At 61.8% G+C, this 13902-nt stretch carries 17 protein-coding genes; 12 read left to right on the top strand and 5 right to left on the bottom strand.

Annotated elements, in window-relative coordinates:
- The 8 genes from BFP89_RS26245 to yegS form a co-directional block, all read left to right on the top strand.
- Positions 1 to 471: chemotaxis protein CheB (locus BFP89_RS26245; protein WP_305119648.1), on the top strand; the 471-nt coding region annotated here is incomplete at its 5' end.
- A complete protein-coding gene (locus tag BFP89_RS26250) occupies positions 471 to 1211 on the top strand; it encodes a flagellar motor protein (RefSeq protein WP_065888351.1) in 741 nt (246 codons plus the stop codon). The genes BFP89_RS26245 and BFP89_RS26250, both read left to right, overlap by 1 nt.
- 142 nt (positions 1212 to 1353) lie before the next feature.
- Positions 1354 to 2241: a flagellar motor protein MotD gene (gene motD / locus BFP89_RS26255; RefSeq protein WP_065888352.1), complete on the top strand. Its 888-nt coding sequence runs from the start codon at positions 1354 to 1356 to the stop codon at positions 2239 to 2241.
- 50 nt (positions 2242 to 2291) lie between these two features.
- Positions 2292 to 3080, top strand: coding sequence for a ParA family protein (locus BFP89_RS26260; RefSeq protein WP_065888353.1), 789 nt, complete (start codon positions 2292 to 2294; stop codon positions 3078 to 3080).
- A complete protein-coding gene (locus BFP89_RS26265) occupies positions 3080 to 3871 on the top strand; it encodes a CheW domain-containing protein (protein ID WP_065888354.1) in 792 nt (263 codons plus the stop codon). The genes BFP89_RS26260 and BFP89_RS26265 overlap by 1 nt, the downstream gene beginning before the upstream one ends.
- A gap of 78 nt (positions 3872 to 3949) precedes the next feature.
- Positions 3950 to 4432 (top strand): chemotaxis protein CheW, encoded by a 483-nt coding sequence (locus BFP89_RS26270; RefSeq protein ID WP_057721368.1) that lies wholly within the window; start codon positions 3950 to 3952, stop codon positions 4430 to 4432.
- On the top strand, positions 4433 to 4825 hold the full coding sequence (locus BFP89_RS26275) for a DUF2802 domain-containing protein (protein ID WP_065888355.1): 393 nt from the start codon (positions 4433 to 4435) through the stop codon (positions 4823 to 4825).
- Between the two features lie 642 nt (positions 4826 to 5467).
- Entirely contained in the window at positions 5468 to 6388 is a 921-nt protein-coding gene (yegS, locus tag BFP89_RS26280) for a lipid kinase YegS (protein ID WP_065888356.1), read from the top strand.
- On the opposite strand, the gene BFP89_RS26285 is transcribed toward yegS, so the two are convergent.
- The 3 genes from BFP89_RS26285 to BFP89_RS26295 all read right to left on the bottom strand — a co-directional run bounded on the left by BFP89_RS26285 (position 6347) and on the right by BFP89_RS26295 (position 8672).
- Complete coding sequence (locus tag BFP89_RS26285; protein ID WP_065888357.1) at positions 6347 to 7006, bottom strand: response regulator transcription factor; 660 nt, start codon at positions 7004 to 7006, stop codon at positions 6347 to 6349. The two genes, yegS and BFP89_RS26285, sit on opposite strands and share 42 nt — an antisense overlap.
- On the bottom strand, positions 7003 to 7896 hold the full coding sequence (locus tag BFP89_RS26290) for a sensor histidine kinase (protein ID WP_065888358.1): 894 nt from the start codon (positions 7894 to 7896) through the stop codon (positions 7003 to 7005). Before BFP89_RS26290 ends, BFP89_RS26285 begins: the two co-directional genes overlap by 4 nt.
- A 326-nt stretch (positions 7897 to 8222) precedes the next feature.
- Positions 8223 to 8672 carry a hypothetical protein gene (locus BFP89_RS26295; RefSeq protein ID WP_176718445.1) on the bottom strand — a complete coding sequence of 150 codons (450 nt, stop codon included), beginning with the start codon at positions 8670 to 8672 and terminating at the stop codon, positions 8223 to 8225.
- A gap of 543 nt (positions 8673 to 9215) precedes the next feature.
- Here BFP89_RS26295 and BFP89_RS26300 point away from each other — a divergent pair.
- Positions 9216 to 10151, top strand: a complete 936-nt coding sequence (locus BFP89_RS26300; RefSeq protein ID WP_065888359.1) for a chemotaxis protein CheV — start codon at positions 9216 to 9218, stop codon at positions 10149 to 10151.
- Positions 10152 to 10191: 40 nt separating this feature from the next.
- On the top strand, positions 10192 to 10995 hold the full coding sequence (locus BFP89_RS26305) for an MOSC domain-containing protein (protein ID WP_065888360.1): 804 nt from the start codon (positions 10192 to 10194) through the stop codon (positions 10993 to 10995).
- 50 nt (positions 10996 to 11045) lie between these two features.
- Here BFP89_RS26305 and BFP89_RS26310 read toward each other — a convergent pair whose 3' ends face one another.
- Complete coding sequence (locus tag BFP89_RS26310) at positions 11046 to 11327, bottom strand: pyrimidine/purine nucleoside phosphorylase (RefSeq protein WP_065888361.1); 282 nt, start codon at positions 11325 to 11327, stop codon at positions 11046 to 11048.
- A 197-nt stretch (positions 11328 to 11524) separates the two neighbouring features.
- Positions 11525 to 12067, bottom strand: coding sequence for an exonuclease domain-containing protein (locus tag BFP89_RS26315; RefSeq protein ID WP_065888362.1), 543 nt, complete (start codon positions 12065 to 12067; stop codon positions 11525 to 11527).
- Between the two features lie 225 nt (positions 12068 to 12292).
- On the opposite strand from BFP89_RS26315, the gene BFP89_RS26320 reads away from it, so the two are divergent.
- Entirely contained in the window at positions 12293 to 12916 is a 624-nt protein-coding gene (locus tag BFP89_RS26320) for a TetR/AcrR family transcriptional regulator (RefSeq protein ID WP_065888363.1), read from the top strand.
- Between the two features lie 91 nt (positions 12917 to 13007).
- On the top strand, positions 13008 to 13796 hold the full coding sequence (locus BFP89_RS26325) for a substrate-binding periplasmic protein (RefSeq protein WP_065888364.1): 789 nt from the start codon (positions 13008 to 13010) through the stop codon (positions 13794 to 13796).
- Positions 13797 to 13902: the final 106 nt, after the last annotated feature.

The raw sequence follows: 13902 nt of genomic DNA on the forward strand, positions 1-13902 counted from the left end.
CCGATCGTGCTGGTGCAGCACATGCCCGCGGCCTTCACCAAGGCCTTCGCCGAGCGTCTGGACAAGCTGTGCCGCATCAGCGTCAAGGAAGCCGAGGACGGCGACATCCTGCGCCCCGGCCTGGCGCTGCTGGCGCCGGGCGGCAAGCAGATGATGGTGGACGGTCGTGGCGCGATCAAGATCCTGCCGGGCGACGAGCGCCTGAACTACAAGCCGTGCGTGGACATCACCTTCGGTTCGGCGGCCAAGTCCTATGGCGACAAAGTTCTGGCGGTGGTGCTCACCGGCATGGGCGCCGACGGCCGTGAAGGCGCGCGCCTGCTCAAGCAGGGCGGCAGCGCCATCTGGGCCCAGGACGAAGCCAGTTGTGTGATCTATGGCATGCCCATGGCCATCGTCAAGGCCGACCTGGCTGACGCGATCTACAGCCTGGACGACATCGGCAAGCATCTGGTGGAGGCCTGCCTCTGATGGATGTCTTGAGCCTGATCGGCATCACCCTGGCGTTTGTCGCCATCATCGGTGGCAACTACCTGGAGGGCGGCCACCTCGGCGCCCTGGCCAACGGCCCGGCGGCGCTGATCGTGATCGGCGGCACCGTGGGCGCGGCGTTGCTGCAGTCGCCGCTGAGCTCGTTCAAGCGCGCCATGCAGATTCTGATCTGGATCATTTTTCCGCCACGGGTCGATATGGCAGGCGGCATCGACCGCGTGGTCAACTGGAGCCTCACCGCCCGCAAGGAAGGCTTGCTTGGCCTGGAAGGCGTGGCCGATGCCGAGCCCGACAGCTATGCACGCAAGGGCCTGCAACTGCTGGTCGACGGCGCCGAACCGGAAGCGATCCGCAGCATCCTCGAGGTGGATTTCTACACCCAGGAAAGCCGCGACATCAATGCGGCCAAAGTGTTTGAAAGCATGGGGGGCTACGCGCCGACCATCGGCATCATCGGCGCGGTGATGGGCCTGATCCACGTGATGGGCAACCTGGCCGACCCTTCGCAACTGGGCAGCGGCATTGCCGTGGCGTTTGTTGCCACCATCTATGGCGTGGCCAGCGCCAACCTGGTGCTGCTGCCGGTGGCGAGCAAGCTCAAGTCGATTGCCATGCGCCAGTCCCGCTACCGCGAAATGCTGCTCGAAGGCATCCTGTCGATTGCCGAGGGCGAAAACCCGCGCTCCATCGAACTGAAGCTCCAGGGCTTCTCGGATTGATGGGTATGAACACTGTAGGAGCGAGCTTGCTCGCGAAAATCGTCAACGATAACGCGGGTATCCTGGATAAACGCGTTGCTCTCGGGTTTTTCGCGAGCAAGCTCGCTCCTACAGGTGATTCGGCGTGCGGAGGGGAGCGCCTGTGAGCCGTCGCCGTCGCGAGCCTGAAGAGCACGTCAACCATGAACGCTGGCTGGTGTCCTACGCGGACTTCATCACCTTGCTGTTTGCGTTTTTCGTGGTGATGTACTCGATCTCGTCGATCAACGAAGGCAAGTACAAGATCATTTCCCAGGCATTGGTCGGGGTGTTCAACGATTCCGAGCGCGCGCTCAAGCCGATTCCCATTGGCGAAGAACGGCCCAAGACGGTGACGCCGGCCAAGCCACTGGTCAATGACAGCGATGAAACCGCCGCCGGCATCGGCGGCACCAGCGACCCGCTCAAAAGCATCGCCGACGATATCAGCGCCGCGTTCGGTGACCTGATCAAGTCCAATCAGATGACCGTGCGCGGCAATGAGTTGTGGGTGGAGATCGAGCTCAATTCCAGCCTGTTGTTCGCCAGCGCCGATGCGTTGCCGAGCGACCAGGCCTTCACCATCATCGACAAGGTGGCGGCGATCCTCAGGCCGTTTGAAAACCCGATTCACGTCGAAGGCTTTACCGACAACGTGCCGATCAGCACCGCGCAGTACCCGACCAACTGGGAACTGTCCTCGGCGCGCGCGGCAAGCATCGTGCGCATGCTCGCGATGCAGGGGGTCAACCCCCAGCGCCTGGCGTCGGTGGGCTACGGGGAATTCCAGCCGGTGGCCAATAACGCCACGGCCGAAGGCCGCGGGCGCAACCGGCGCGTGGTGCTGGTGGTGTCACGTAACCTGGATGTACGCCGCAGCCTGACCGGCACCGGCACGGCAAATGCAACACCGGATGCGGCATTGCGGCGCGCTGGCACACAAACTGCACCGGCCCCTGCAAAACCGCCGGTGCGGACAAGCTCCGTCAATTCTCCGTCACCGGCTCAATAACCTATGCAATGTCTCGGTCGCGCCTGTGCCCACCGGGAGGAATCAACCGAATGAGAGTCTGGGCAGTTGCCAATCAAAAGGGTGGAGTCGGCAAGACCACCACTTCCATCGCTTTAGCCGGCTTGCTGGCCGAGGCGGGCAAGCGCGTGGTCGTGGTCGACCTCGACCCCCACGGCTCCATGACCAGCTATTTCGGCTACGACCCGGATGCGCTGGAACACAGTTGCTACGACCTGTTCCTGCACAAGGGCAGCGTGCCGAGCGACTTGCCCCGGCAACTGCTGCTGCCCACCAGCAGTGACAGTATTTCGCTGTTGCCGTCCAGCACCGCCCTGGCCACCCTTGAACGCCAGTCGCCGGGCCAGAGCGGCCTGGGCCTGGTGATCGCCAAGACCCTGGCGCAACTGTGGCAGGACTTCGATTACGCGATCATCGACAGCCCGCCCTTGCTCGGCGTGCTGATGGTCAATGCCTTGGCGGCCAGCCAGCAACTGGTCATCCCGGTACAGACCGAGCACCTGGCCGTCAAAGGCCTGGAACGCATGGTCAGCACCCTGGCGATGATCAACCGTTCGCGCAAACAGGCGCTGCCGTACAGCATCGTGCCGACCTTGTTCGACCGACGTACCCAGGCGTCCCTCGGCACCCTGCGCGTACTGCGCGATGGCTACCCGGACAGCATCTGGAATGGCTACATCCCGGTGGACACGCGCCTGCGCGACGCCAGCCGCGCGGGGCTTACGCCGTCGCAGTTCGATGGCAAGAGCCGTGGCGTACTGGCGTATCGGGCGTTGCTCAAGCACCTGCTGTCCCAGCAACTTGTGGCGCAGGTGGCGTGATGAACCGTCCCGTTCAATACAAGACGCGGCCGCAACTGGCACTGGAATCCTACCTGGATGCCTTGCTGCAGGACGCGACCGCCGAAGAACTGCCGGAACCGATCCTGGTGCCGGAGCCGGTCATTGAGGTCGAAGCGGCGCTGGATGAGTTCCAGTTGGCGGTGCTCGAGGAGCAGGCCCGCGACGCCCGGGTCGAAGCGCTGCCCGTGGTGCTGCCGATTACGCCTGAGGTGGTGGCGCCGGTGGTGGTCGAGCCGATCGTGCAAGTGCACCTGCCGCCGAGCATCACGCCGCCGCCGGTGACCGGTGACGGTCGCCCGTCCTGGGCCGCCGAGCCGTTCGAATGCCTGTTGTTCGATGTGGCCGGCTTGACCCTCGCGGTGCCGCTGGTGTGCCTGGGCTCGATCTATTCCCTGGAAGGCCAGGAGCTGACGCCACTGTTCGGGCAGCCGGAGTGGTTTCTCGGCATCCTGCCCAGCCAGGCCGGCAATCTCAAGGTGCTGGACACGGCGCGCTGGGTGATGCCCGACCGCTACCGTGACGACTTTCAACAGGGCCTGCAGTACGTGATCTCCGTGCAGGGTTACGAGTGGGGGCTGGCGGTGCATCAAGTCAGCCGCTCGTTGCGCCTGGACCCGAACGAAATCAAATGGCGCAGCCACCGTGGCCAACGGCCGTGGTTGGCGGGCACCGTGATCGAACACATGTGCGCATTGCTCGACGTCGCCGAACTGGCCGAGTTGATCGCCAGTGGCGCAGTCAAGACGATGGCGCAGAACAAACGCAGTTGATTGGACAATAAAGGTCGTGCGGTTGCGCGGCCCATTAGCACACACGCCGTCGATAGCGGCATTTGAGGGGTCAGAAAGATGAACAAGTCAGCGTCCGCACAAGGTTTGGATGATCCGATCCTGCAATGGGTGACCTTCAAACTGGACAACGAGTCCTACGGCATTAACGTGATGCGCGTGCAGGAAGTGCTGCGCTACACCGAGATCGCTCCGGTACCGGGTGCGCCGAGCTACGTGCTGGGCATCATCAACCTGCGCGGCAACGTGGTGACGGTGATCGACACCCGCCAGCGCTTCGGCCTGGCACCGACCGATGTCAACGACAACACGCGCATCGTCATCATCGAAGCCGACAAGCAAGTGGTCGGGATCATGGTCGACAGCGTCGCCGAAGTGGTCTACCTGCGCCAGTCGGAAGTGGAAACCGCGCCGAACGTGGGCAACGAAGAATCCGCCAAGTTTATCCAGGGCGTGTGCAACAAGAACAACGAGTTGTTGATTCTGGTTGAGCTGGACAAAATGATGAGCGAAGAAGAGTGGTCGGAACTGGAGAGCATCTGATTGTTCCTTGAGGCGGCGGTGATTGTCCTGGCCCTGTTGTGGGCCGGGACCTTGGCATTCCTGCTGCGCTACATGCGCCAGCAACGCGAGTCGGTCCTGCAACAGGCCGAGCGCGATGCGGTGCGTGACCGGCGCATTCTGGAGTTGGTCAAACGCGTCGATCATTTCCAGCAGACTGCGGTGCGGGTAGGCGATGAGGTGCATGAACTGCGCGCGATTCTCGGGCCGTTGCCGGACAAGCTGGTGCAGTTGGAACAACGCGATCCTGCCAACCTGTCGTTCGCCCAGGCGGCCAAGCTGGTGGGCATGGGCGCGACGGTGGACGAACTGACCCAGTCGTGCGGCCTGACCCATGCCGAGGCGCAGTTGATGAGCAAGTTGCACAAGAGCTGATTCGGCTTGCTGGATTCAATGTGGGAGGGGCCAGCGGCGATCTGGCGGCTGTCCTCGATCCAGTGTGGGAGGGGGCTTGCCCCCGATAGCGGTGTATCAGCGACAACAGCGCTGGCTGACACACCGCATCGGGGGCAAGCCCCCTCCCACATTTGGATCGCGGATCGACACACGATACCGGTCGGCTCTAAGGCCGCCGCGCTTTTGCTCTTGATCTCAGGCGCCCCGTTAAACCACGCTGGCCGAACGCAGGCTTGAATCCGTGGGTAACCCGGCAGGACGCAGGTTAGCCGCACTGGGCCATGGATGGCCCATTGCGGCGGCCCACGGATTCAAGCCTGCGTTCGGGCACACCGAGCCTGAGCGAGGTGCCGAGTGGTGGGGCAAGAGCGTTTTGCTTACTTTTGCGCTTTTCAAAAGTGAGCCGCTGTAAAAGCGGAACCCTAAGTAGCCGTTACCGCAGAAACGGATATGTACTCGTTCCAATCCAACATCCCGGACAGCCCAGAGGCCGCCATCGGGGGCAAGCCCCCTCCCACATGTTGATTGCCATACATCAATCAATTTTCTTGAGCCACAGACTTTTCCACGTCCCCAAGGGTCAACATCCTGCAAGCACCTTGACCCAGGAGATACCCCTAAATGACCACACCCAAAGCCCTGTTGATTCTCCACGGCAAACAAGCCCTCAACGAGGACGTGCGTGCGGCTGTGCTGGCCCGTCGTGAGCAGGGCTGGGAGCTGGCGGTGCGGGTGACGTGGGAGGGCGGCGATGCGCTGCGCCTGGTCAACGAGGCATTGGAAAACGGCTATACCCATATCATTGCCGGCGGTGGCGACGGCACCTTGCGCGATGTCGCCGAAGCCATGGCGCAAGCCAACACCGACGCCAGCCTGGTGTTGATGCCCCTGGGCACCGCCAACGACTTCGCCAAGGCCGCCGGCGTGCCGCTGGAGCCGGCCGGCGCCCTGGCGTTGCTGGATGTCGAGCCAAGGGCAATCGACCTCGGCCAGGTCGGCGGGCAGATCTTCCTCAACATGGCCACCGGCGGTTTCGGCAGCCAGGTCACCGCCAACACGTCCGAAGACCTGAAGAAAGTCCTCGGGGGTGCCGCCTACCTGTTCACCGGGTTGTCGCGCTTCAGTGAATTGAAGGCCGCCTATGCTGAGCTGGAAGGTCCCGATTTCCAGTGGAAAGGCGAGTTGCTCGCGCTGGGCATCGGCAACGGTCGCCAGGCCGGCGGCGGGCACGTGCTGTGCCCCGGTGCGCTGGCCGATGACGGGTTGCTGGACGTCAGCATCCTGCCGGCACCCCAGGAGGTGGTCGGCACCCTGCGCGAACTGATGAGCAATGGCTGGGGCCTGGACACCATGTTCGTGCGCGCCCGCCTGCCGTGGGTCAATATCAAGGGCGCGCAGGGCTTGTACATCAACCTCGATGGCGAGCCGCTGGAAGGCGACGACCTGCATTTCGAAGCGGTGCCCAAGGCCCTGCGCGTACACCTGCCGCTGGGTTCGCCCCTAGTCGTCCAGGCTGATGATCTGCTCGCGCACCGCGAATAACACCAGGCCCGCTACGTCGAAAATCTGCAGGCGCTTCATGATCTGCGAGCGATGCGCTTCCACGGTCTTGATGCTCAGGCCCAGCCCGTGGGCGATTTCCCGGGTGGACTTGCCACGCACGATCAAGCGCAGGATTTCCAGCTGTCGCGCCGTCAGGTTGTGGTTGTGGGGCAGGGGCGAGGCCGCGCCCTGGCTGCGGATCAGCGCCTGGTTGATCACCGTATGAGCGATGGCCGGGCTCAGGTAGCGTTCGTTGCTGCGCAGGGCCCGCAGGGCGTGTTCCAACTCGTTGCCGGTCATGTCTTTGAGCAGGTAGCCGTGAGCGCCCGACTCCAGTGCGCGCATGATCAAGTCGGGCTCGGTGTGCATCGACAGGATCAGCACCTTGCTCTTGGGGTAGGCCGCCTTGAGTTGCTGCAGGGCGTCGAGGCCGCCGGTGTGTTTCATCGACAGGTCCAGCAGCACGATATCCGGCTGCAGGGCGCGAAACTGCTCGAGCAATTGCGCACCGTCGCTGGCTTCGCCGATCACGTTGTAGCCGGGAATATCCAGGATCAGCGCGCGAACGCCGGCGCGGATCAGCGCGTGGTCATCCACCAGGAGCAGGTTGCAGGTCACCGGGCAACCTCAGGTTCGCCGGCCCGTTCGAGGTCGCGAGGTGCCCAGGGGAACAACGCGTCGATCCGCGTACCTTTGCCTGGCTCGCTGCTGACGGACAAGGTGCCTCCCAGTTGGTTTGTCCGCTCATACATGCCGGCCATGCCGCGCTGGCCTTCGCGGCCTGGGTCGGTAGCGGGCGAAAAGCCCAGGCCGTCATCGCAGATCATCAGCGACAGGCCTTCGGGCAGGCGTTGCAGGCGCACCCGCAGGTTGTGCGCCTGGGCGTGACGAAGCATGTTGGTCACCGCTTCCTGGGTGATACGAAACGCCGCCACGGCCATTTCTTCAGGAATACCCGCCAGCCGTTGCGGGCATTCCAGGCTCCAGCACACCTGGGTTTTCCCCAGGGTCTTGAGCAGGTGCGCGCGCAAGCTCGCTTCCAGGCCCAGGCTGGCCAACTGGCGCGGGTTGAGGATGGCGGACACGTCGCGCACCTTGGCCAGGGTTTCGTTGAGGGTATTGCACAGCGCCGTGCATTGATCCTGCAACTCCGGCGGCAGGCGACGCTGCAGCCATTCGGTTTGCAGCTTGGCGGCGGTCAGCAGTTGGCCGATGTCGTCGTGCAGCTCGCGGCTGAGGCGATGGCGTTCGTTTTCCTGGACCTGTAACAGACGATCGGCCAATTCCTGGGGCTGGAACTTGATCGATTTGCGCGAACGCCATTGGTGCAGGCCCACCACCGCCAGCGTGGCCAGGTTGAGCAGCAGGATCAATAGCGACAAGGGCGATGCGTGTACGTACGCCCATGCGCTGGCAGACAGCGAACACAGGCACAGCGCAAGGACGATGCGGCGTGCAGTGCTGCGCGACACAGACCTGGAAAAAAGTGGCTTTAGCTTGGCGTACATAACGAATGAAGCCACTGAGGGTTCGCTGCGGGGAGACCGGTCGGCCGGGCTCTGTTTGGAATACGCTGCCGAGTCGTGTTTAAACATGATGAAGTTGAGTCACTTCGAGTGGCGCATAGTACCACCCCTGTTACCGTTGGTCGCCTGATTGGTTTATGGCCCGCGTAAATACTCTGGAGAGTATTCCCAGCGTTAAACAGTGAAGTTGTATTAATACAGTTGGTTTGTATCGTTATTGCATGGATGGCTAATGGATATTTATGCCTGTTTTGCCATCATCGGTCGTTTTTGGACAGGTGGATTATCAAATACGACCTGCTTAAGGCTCAAGTCCCGTGATGCAAGCGTGGCTGCGGCGCGTGACTGAGATCCTTTTGCGGAATCTGCAAGGTCGCCAGCGCGATCAAGGCGGTTTGCTCACTCTCGTCCAGGGGCAGTTCACCGGTGCGCGTGTCGATCAGTTCCAGTTGCCAGGCCAGCAGCGTCAGGCAGTCATGCAACGCATCCAATGCCTGATCGTGCAATTGCAGGGGGGTGCGGGCGTTGGTAATGAGCACTTGAAGGCGCCGCGAGAAATCGCTGATCGCTTGCAGTGCCAGGTTGTCGGCCTTTTCAGCCAGTTTGGCCAGGCTGGTTTTCATGCAGTCGATGGCGTCACTGTCGTCACGGATCAAATGCAGATGGCTCAAGCACTCCTGGGACTTGATCAGCAGCATCTCGGCCTCCCGCAGAAACTCGGGAAGTGCCGTTTGCCATTCGTTCGCGCTATTCATCATGCATGTCTCCGCAACTCAAGCTCGGGTGATGAGATGTCGCACCGGGTGAATGGCTTAAACTAGCGCTGAAATAGGATTGGGTCTTGTAGGTAGCTTCCGAAATGCCTGTAGGAGCTTTATTGAAATGCTCGCGAAAGTCGTGCGTAACCCCGGCTGAGCGGGATGCCACAACTTCAGTTGCCGATACGTGAGTGCCTGGAAGGCCGGCGGGCCCAGGGCTTGGGATGGCAAACAAAAGCGTGACTCCATTCATGCAATGAGAATGGCGTCACATTAATGGCTATTAGATATCGCGAATATCAGGTCAGGCCTGATTGCGCATAGGGGAATCCCCTACGCAGTGGAACCGCACGTCGATTCGAATGTCGCGCGGCACCGCGATACAGCGCTATGGGGGGTGAATGCAGTAAAGCATGATGTCAGTGTGACATCAATGCATTTACATGGCATTTTACCGGGGTCAAGGTCTGGCGTTTGGCGCCGATAACTTGCCTATATGAACTGCGCACTCGCAGAACTGATCATGCACACCAGGAGCTCTTAATGGCCGGCATTCTCGACACGGTAGATCAACGCACGCAATTGGTGGGTGAGAATCGCCTGGAAATTCTCATGTTCCGCTTGTTCGGCCGACAGCTGTTCGCGATCAACGTGTTCAAAGTGCAGGAAGTGCTGCAACTGCCCAAGCTGACCCTGATGCCCCAGCGTCACCCCTTTGTGTGTGGCGTGGTCAACCTGCGCGGCCAGACCTTGCCGGTGATCGACCTGTCCCAGGCCATCGGCATGCGCCCGTTGGTGCCAGGGCCCAACAGCACCATTATCGTCACCGAGTACAACCGCTCGGTGCAGGCCTTCCTGGTGGGTGGCGTCGACCGCATCGTCAACATGAACTGGGAAGCCATCCTGCCGCCGCCGGCCAGCGCCGGGCGCCAGCATTACCTTACCGCCATCAGCAAGGTCGATGACCAGTTGGTGGAAATCATCGATGTGGAAAAAGTCCTGGCTGAAATCGTGCCCTACAACGCCAAGGTCTCCCGGGAAAAACTCGAAGACCCGGTGCTGGAGCGCGCCCGTGGCCGCGAAGTGCTGCTGGTGGACGACTCCAACGTGGCGCTCTCGCAATTGCGTGACACCCTCGGCCAGTTGGGCGTGAAAATGCACATCGCCAGCGATGGCCTCAAGGCGCTGAACATGCTCAAGGCCTGGGCCGACAGCGGCCAGGTGATGACCGACAAGCTGCTGATGATCTTCACCGACGCCGAAATGCCCGAGATGGATGGCTATCGCCTCACCACCGAAATCCGCAACGACCCGCGCCTGCGTGGCCTTTACGTGGTGCTGCACACCTCGCTCTCGGGCAGCTTCAACGAGTCGATGGTGAAGAAGGTCGGCTGCGACAATTTCCTCTCCAAGTTCCAGCCCGACAAACTGGTCGATGTGGTGCGTGAGCGACTGATGCTGGACGAAGTGCCCGCCTGACTTTAGGGTATGCGACTTTCTTCCCCAGGAAAGCAGGCCCATGCTCCGTCTCAGCGCGTTGTATCGTTACCCCTTGAAGTCCGGCAAAGCCGAGGTCCTGCAGCAGATTGGCCTGGACAGGCTAGGGCTGGAAGGGGATCGGCGCTGGATGCTGGTGGACGAAGCCAGCGGGCGATTCCTCACGCAACGCGCCGTGGCGAAGATGAGCCAGTTAACTGCCTTGTGGAACACGGAGGGCGGATTGACCCTCAGTTCGCCGGGCTATGGGACGTTGGACGTGGCACTCCCGGGCGCCGATGTGTTACGCGGTGTGACCATCTGGCACGACACTCTGCGCGTGCCGGACGCAGGTGATGCGGCGGCGGCCTGGGTCAGCGACTTCATCGGTAAACCGACGCGCCTGGTGCATATGCCCATGGATCGCGCACGCTTCACCCAGCATGGTTTTGGCCATGATAGCGATCAGGTCGGCTTTGCCGACGGTTACCCCTTGCTACTGATCGGCCAGGCTTCCCTGGACGATGTGTGCGCCCATATCGGCCGTCCGATGGACATGCTGCGCTTTCGCCCCAACCTGGTCATCGACGGCGCCGAGGCCTTTGCCGAGGACGGCTGGAAACGCTTGCGCATCGGCGCGGTGGAGTTTTGCGTGGTCAAGTCTTGCTCACGTTGCATCCTCACCACCATCGACCCGCAGACCGGCGAGCGCAGCCCGGACCGCGAGCCGTTCGCGACCCTGCAGGCCTATCGCGGCACCGAGCAGGGCGCGATGTTCGGCCAGAACTTGGTCAACGATGGGGTTGGACGCCTGGAAGTCGGCATGCCGGTGACGGTGCTGGAATGAAAAATGCCCGTCTCGCAGGAGACGGGCATTTTTTTCTCGCCGGTTGGCGTTTAACCGCGATATTCGCACAGGTAGGCGGTGTCTACGGCGACCTTCAACTGGAACTTGCTGTTGGCCGGCACGTGGAACTGGCTGCCGGCAGCGAAGGTTTCCCACTCGGCATCAGGCAGTTTGACGATCAGGGCGCCGGAAACCACGTGCATGATTTCACGCTGGGCGGTGCCGAATTCGTATTCACCCGGGGCCATGACGCCGATGGTGGCCGGACCTTCCTCGGTGCCGAAAGCGATCGACTTGACGGTGCCGTCGAAGTATTCGTTGACTTTGAACATGGGTGAATCCTCGTAGAAAGGGTCAAGCTTGCGCCAGGCACTGTAGGAGCGAGCTTGCTCGCGAAAAACCTGAGAGCCCCCCGTTAACCCAGATGCGCTGCGTTATCGTTGGCGATCTTCGCGAGTAAGCTCGCTCCTACAGGTGGGCAGCATTAAGGCAAAAGGTTGATCAGTATGCCCAAGCCTTTCAGAGCTGCCTAGACCGGCAAAATCAACGGCAGCAGACGCGCCGTGTTGCGCGCATCTTCCAGGGCGCGATGCTGTTGGCCAACGAACTGCATCCCCGCCAATTGCAGCGCGCCATTGAGCCCCAGGGGCTTGTCCAGGCGCCGGGCCTTGGCGAAACGCTGTTTGAGGTTGACATGGGGCGTCTGGCCGAGTGCGCTGGCCAGGCCATGGCGTTGCCATTCCAGTTCAAGCTGCACGCGATCGTAATCGCCCCAACTGGCCCAGCCCTCCAGGCGGGGCCGATGCTGGCCGAGCCAGCGTTCGAACAGCGGCCACACCTCGGTGATGGGCGTTGCCGCGTCGATGTTGGCCTGGGTGATATGGGTCAATTGGCGGCAAAAGGGCGTCAGCAGTGGCCGCCGCAGCGGTCGCACGAAGCGCTGGAAGTGATCCAGCTCGCGACCCTGGCGGTTGACCAGGCTCGCGCCGATTTCGATGACTTCCATCTCCGTCACGGGCCAGCCGCCGTCATCTGTTGTGGCTTCAAGGTCAATAATCAGCCAATGAGGCATGCGCAGGTTCCCGTACTGTTCCTGTCCTGATGGGGATAGAGCGTAGCCGGGCCGTGTAGTTCCGCCCAGGGGGCTTATTCAATCTTCCAATGGCGGGTTGCGATGCCACCCGGCAGGCGCCTGGTTTGTAAACCCTGTACACACGTTTTGCCCAAGCGCTTGCTTGGGTGGCGGCCACGGCCTAAATTGCCCGCCAAGACGATAGTAGACATAAGGGAAAGCAGCATGGATGACCATCAAGCCCTGCGGGTGATGCGCACCATGGTCGACGCTGGCCAGTTGACCGACCCGGAGAGCGCCCGGGGCAAGTTGCTGCAAACCGCAGCGCACCTGTTTCGCGACAAGGGCTTCGAGCGCACCACCGTGCGTGACCTGGCCGGCGCGGTGGGTATCCAGTCGGGCAGCATCTTTCATCACTTCAAGAGCAAGGACGAGATCCTGCGCGCGGTGATGGAAGAAACCATCCTCTACAACACCGCGATGATGCGCGCTGCGCTGGAGCAGGCGGGCACCGTGCGCGAGCGCGTGCGGGCGCTGATCCGTTGCGAATTGCAGTCGATCATGGGCGGCAGCGGTGAGGCGATGGCGGTGCTGGTGTACGAGTGGCGTTCACTGTCTGCCGAAGGTCAGGCCCGGGTACTGGCCCTGCGCGACGTGTATGAGCACATCTGGCTGCAGGTGCTGGGCGAAGCCAGGGCTGCCGGCTACATCAAGGGCGACGTGTTGATCACCCGGCGCTTCCTGACCGGCGCGTTGTCCTGGACCACCACCTGGTTCCGCACCCAGGGCAGCCTGACGCTTGAAGAACTGGCTGAAGAAGCCCTGCTGATGGTGCTCAAGGCGGATTGAGGCGCAGCTATCAATTTACTGGCAAGCATTGTCTCTCCCGGGAAAAACGCCTAGCTTATCGCCATCATAGAATTCAACGGTGTGTGCCTAGATGTTTTCGCCATGGCGGCTGGCTGCAGGACTTACATTTTGGGCGCTGGGTACCGCAGGGTGGACGCAAGCCGGCGCCGCGCAGTTGGTGAGGGTCGGCGCGGCGCATTTTCCGCCGTATACCGTACGCCCTGAGCAAGGCGCCGATACCGGATTGCTGCCGCAATTGGTCGAAGCGTTGAACGCCGTGCAAAGCGACTATCAGTTCGTGCTGGTGCCCACCTCGATCCCCCGGCGTTTTCGCGATTTCGAGCAGGGCCGGGTGGACATGGCAATCTTTGAAAACCCCTCCTGGGGGTGGACCAACGTTGCCCATACCAGCGTCGACATGGGGCTGGAAGACGCTGAGATCTTCGTGGCCGAGCGTGAGCCCGGTCGCGACCAGCGCTTTTTCACCGACCTGGCCGGCAAACGCCTGGCGGTGTTCAGCGGTTATCACTACGCCTTCGCCCAGTTCAACCCCGACCCCAAGTACCTGGCCGAGCACTTCAACGCTACCTTGACCTATTCCCATGACAGCAACTTGCTGATGGTCGCGCGGGGGCGTGCCGATATTGCGTTGGTCACTCGTTCGTACTTGAGTGATTTCATGGTGCGCAACGCGGACATGGCGGACAAGTTCCTGGTGTCGGAGCGCATTGATCAGGTCTATCACCATTACGCGCTGCTGCGGCCCAAGGCGCCGATCACCGGGCCGGTATTTGCCGAGCTGCTCAAGCGCTTGCGGGATAACGGCCAGATGCTCAGGATTTTCGCGCCGTATCGGATTGATCTGACACCACTGCCCTGAGGTCGCAGCCGATCAAATGTGGGAGGGGGCTTGCCCCCGATGGCGGCCTCTGGGCCGACCAGGATGCTGGATTGGACCGAGTACATATCCGTTTCTGCGGTAACGG

Source organism: Pseudomonas sp. 31 R 17, assembly GCF_900004915.1.
GTDB lineage: Bacteria > Pseudomonadota > Gammaproteobacteria > Pseudomonadales > Pseudomonadaceae > Aquipseudomonas > Aquipseudomonas orientalis_A.

Bases quoted from the DNA above. Each gene is read 5' to 3' on its own strand.
- BFP89_RS26250 (WP_065888351.1), top strand. From the start codon at position 471: ATGGATGTCTTGAGCCTGATCGGCATCACCCTGGCGTTTGTCGCCATC.
- BFP89_RS26260 (WP_065888353.1), top strand. From the start codon at position 2,292: ATGAGAGTCTGGGCAGTTGCCAATCAAAAGGGTGGAGTCGGCAAGACC.
- BFP89_RS26265 (WP_065888354.1), top strand. From the start codon at position 3,080: ATGAACCGTCCCGTTCAATACAAGACGCGGCCGCAACTGGCACTGGAA.
- BFP89_RS26270 (WP_057721368.1), top strand. From the start codon at position 3,950: ATGAACAAGTCAGCGTCCGCACAAGGTTTGGATGATCCGATCCTGCAA.
- yegS (WP_065888356.1), top strand. From the start codon at position 5,468: ATGACCACACCCAAAGCCCTGTTGATTCTCCACGGCAAACAAGCCCTC.
- BFP89_RS26290 (WP_065888358.1), bottom strand. From the start codon at position 7,896: ATGTACGCCAAGCTAAAGCCACTTTTTTCCAGGTCTGTGTCGCGCAGC.
- BFP89_RS26295 (WP_176718445.1), bottom strand. From the start codon at position 8,672: ATGATGAATAGCGCGAACGAATGGCAAACGGCACTTCCCGAGTTTCTG.
- BFP89_RS26300 (WP_065888359.1), top strand. From the start codon at position 9,216: ATGGCCGGCATTCTCGACACGGTAGATCAACGCACGCAATTGGTGGGT.
- BFP89_RS26305 (WP_065888360.1), top strand. From the start codon at position 10,192: ATGCTCCGTCTCAGCGCGTTGTATCGTTACCCCTTGAAGTCCGGCAAA.
- BFP89_RS26310 (WP_065888361.1), bottom strand. From the start codon at position 11,327: ATGTTCAAAGTCAACGAATACTTCGACGGCACCGTCAAGTCGATCGCT.
- BFP89_RS26315 (WP_065888362.1), bottom strand. From the start codon at position 12,067: ATGCCTCATTGGCTGATTATTGACCTTGAAGCCACAACAGATGACGGC.
- BFP89_RS26320 (WP_065888363.1), top strand. From the start codon at position 12,293: ATGGATGACCATCAAGCCCTGCGGGTGATGCGCACCATGGTCGACGCT.
- BFP89_RS26325 (WP_065888364.1), top strand. From the start codon at position 13,008: ATGTTTTCGCCATGGCGGCTGGCTGCAGGACTTACATTTTGGGCGCTG.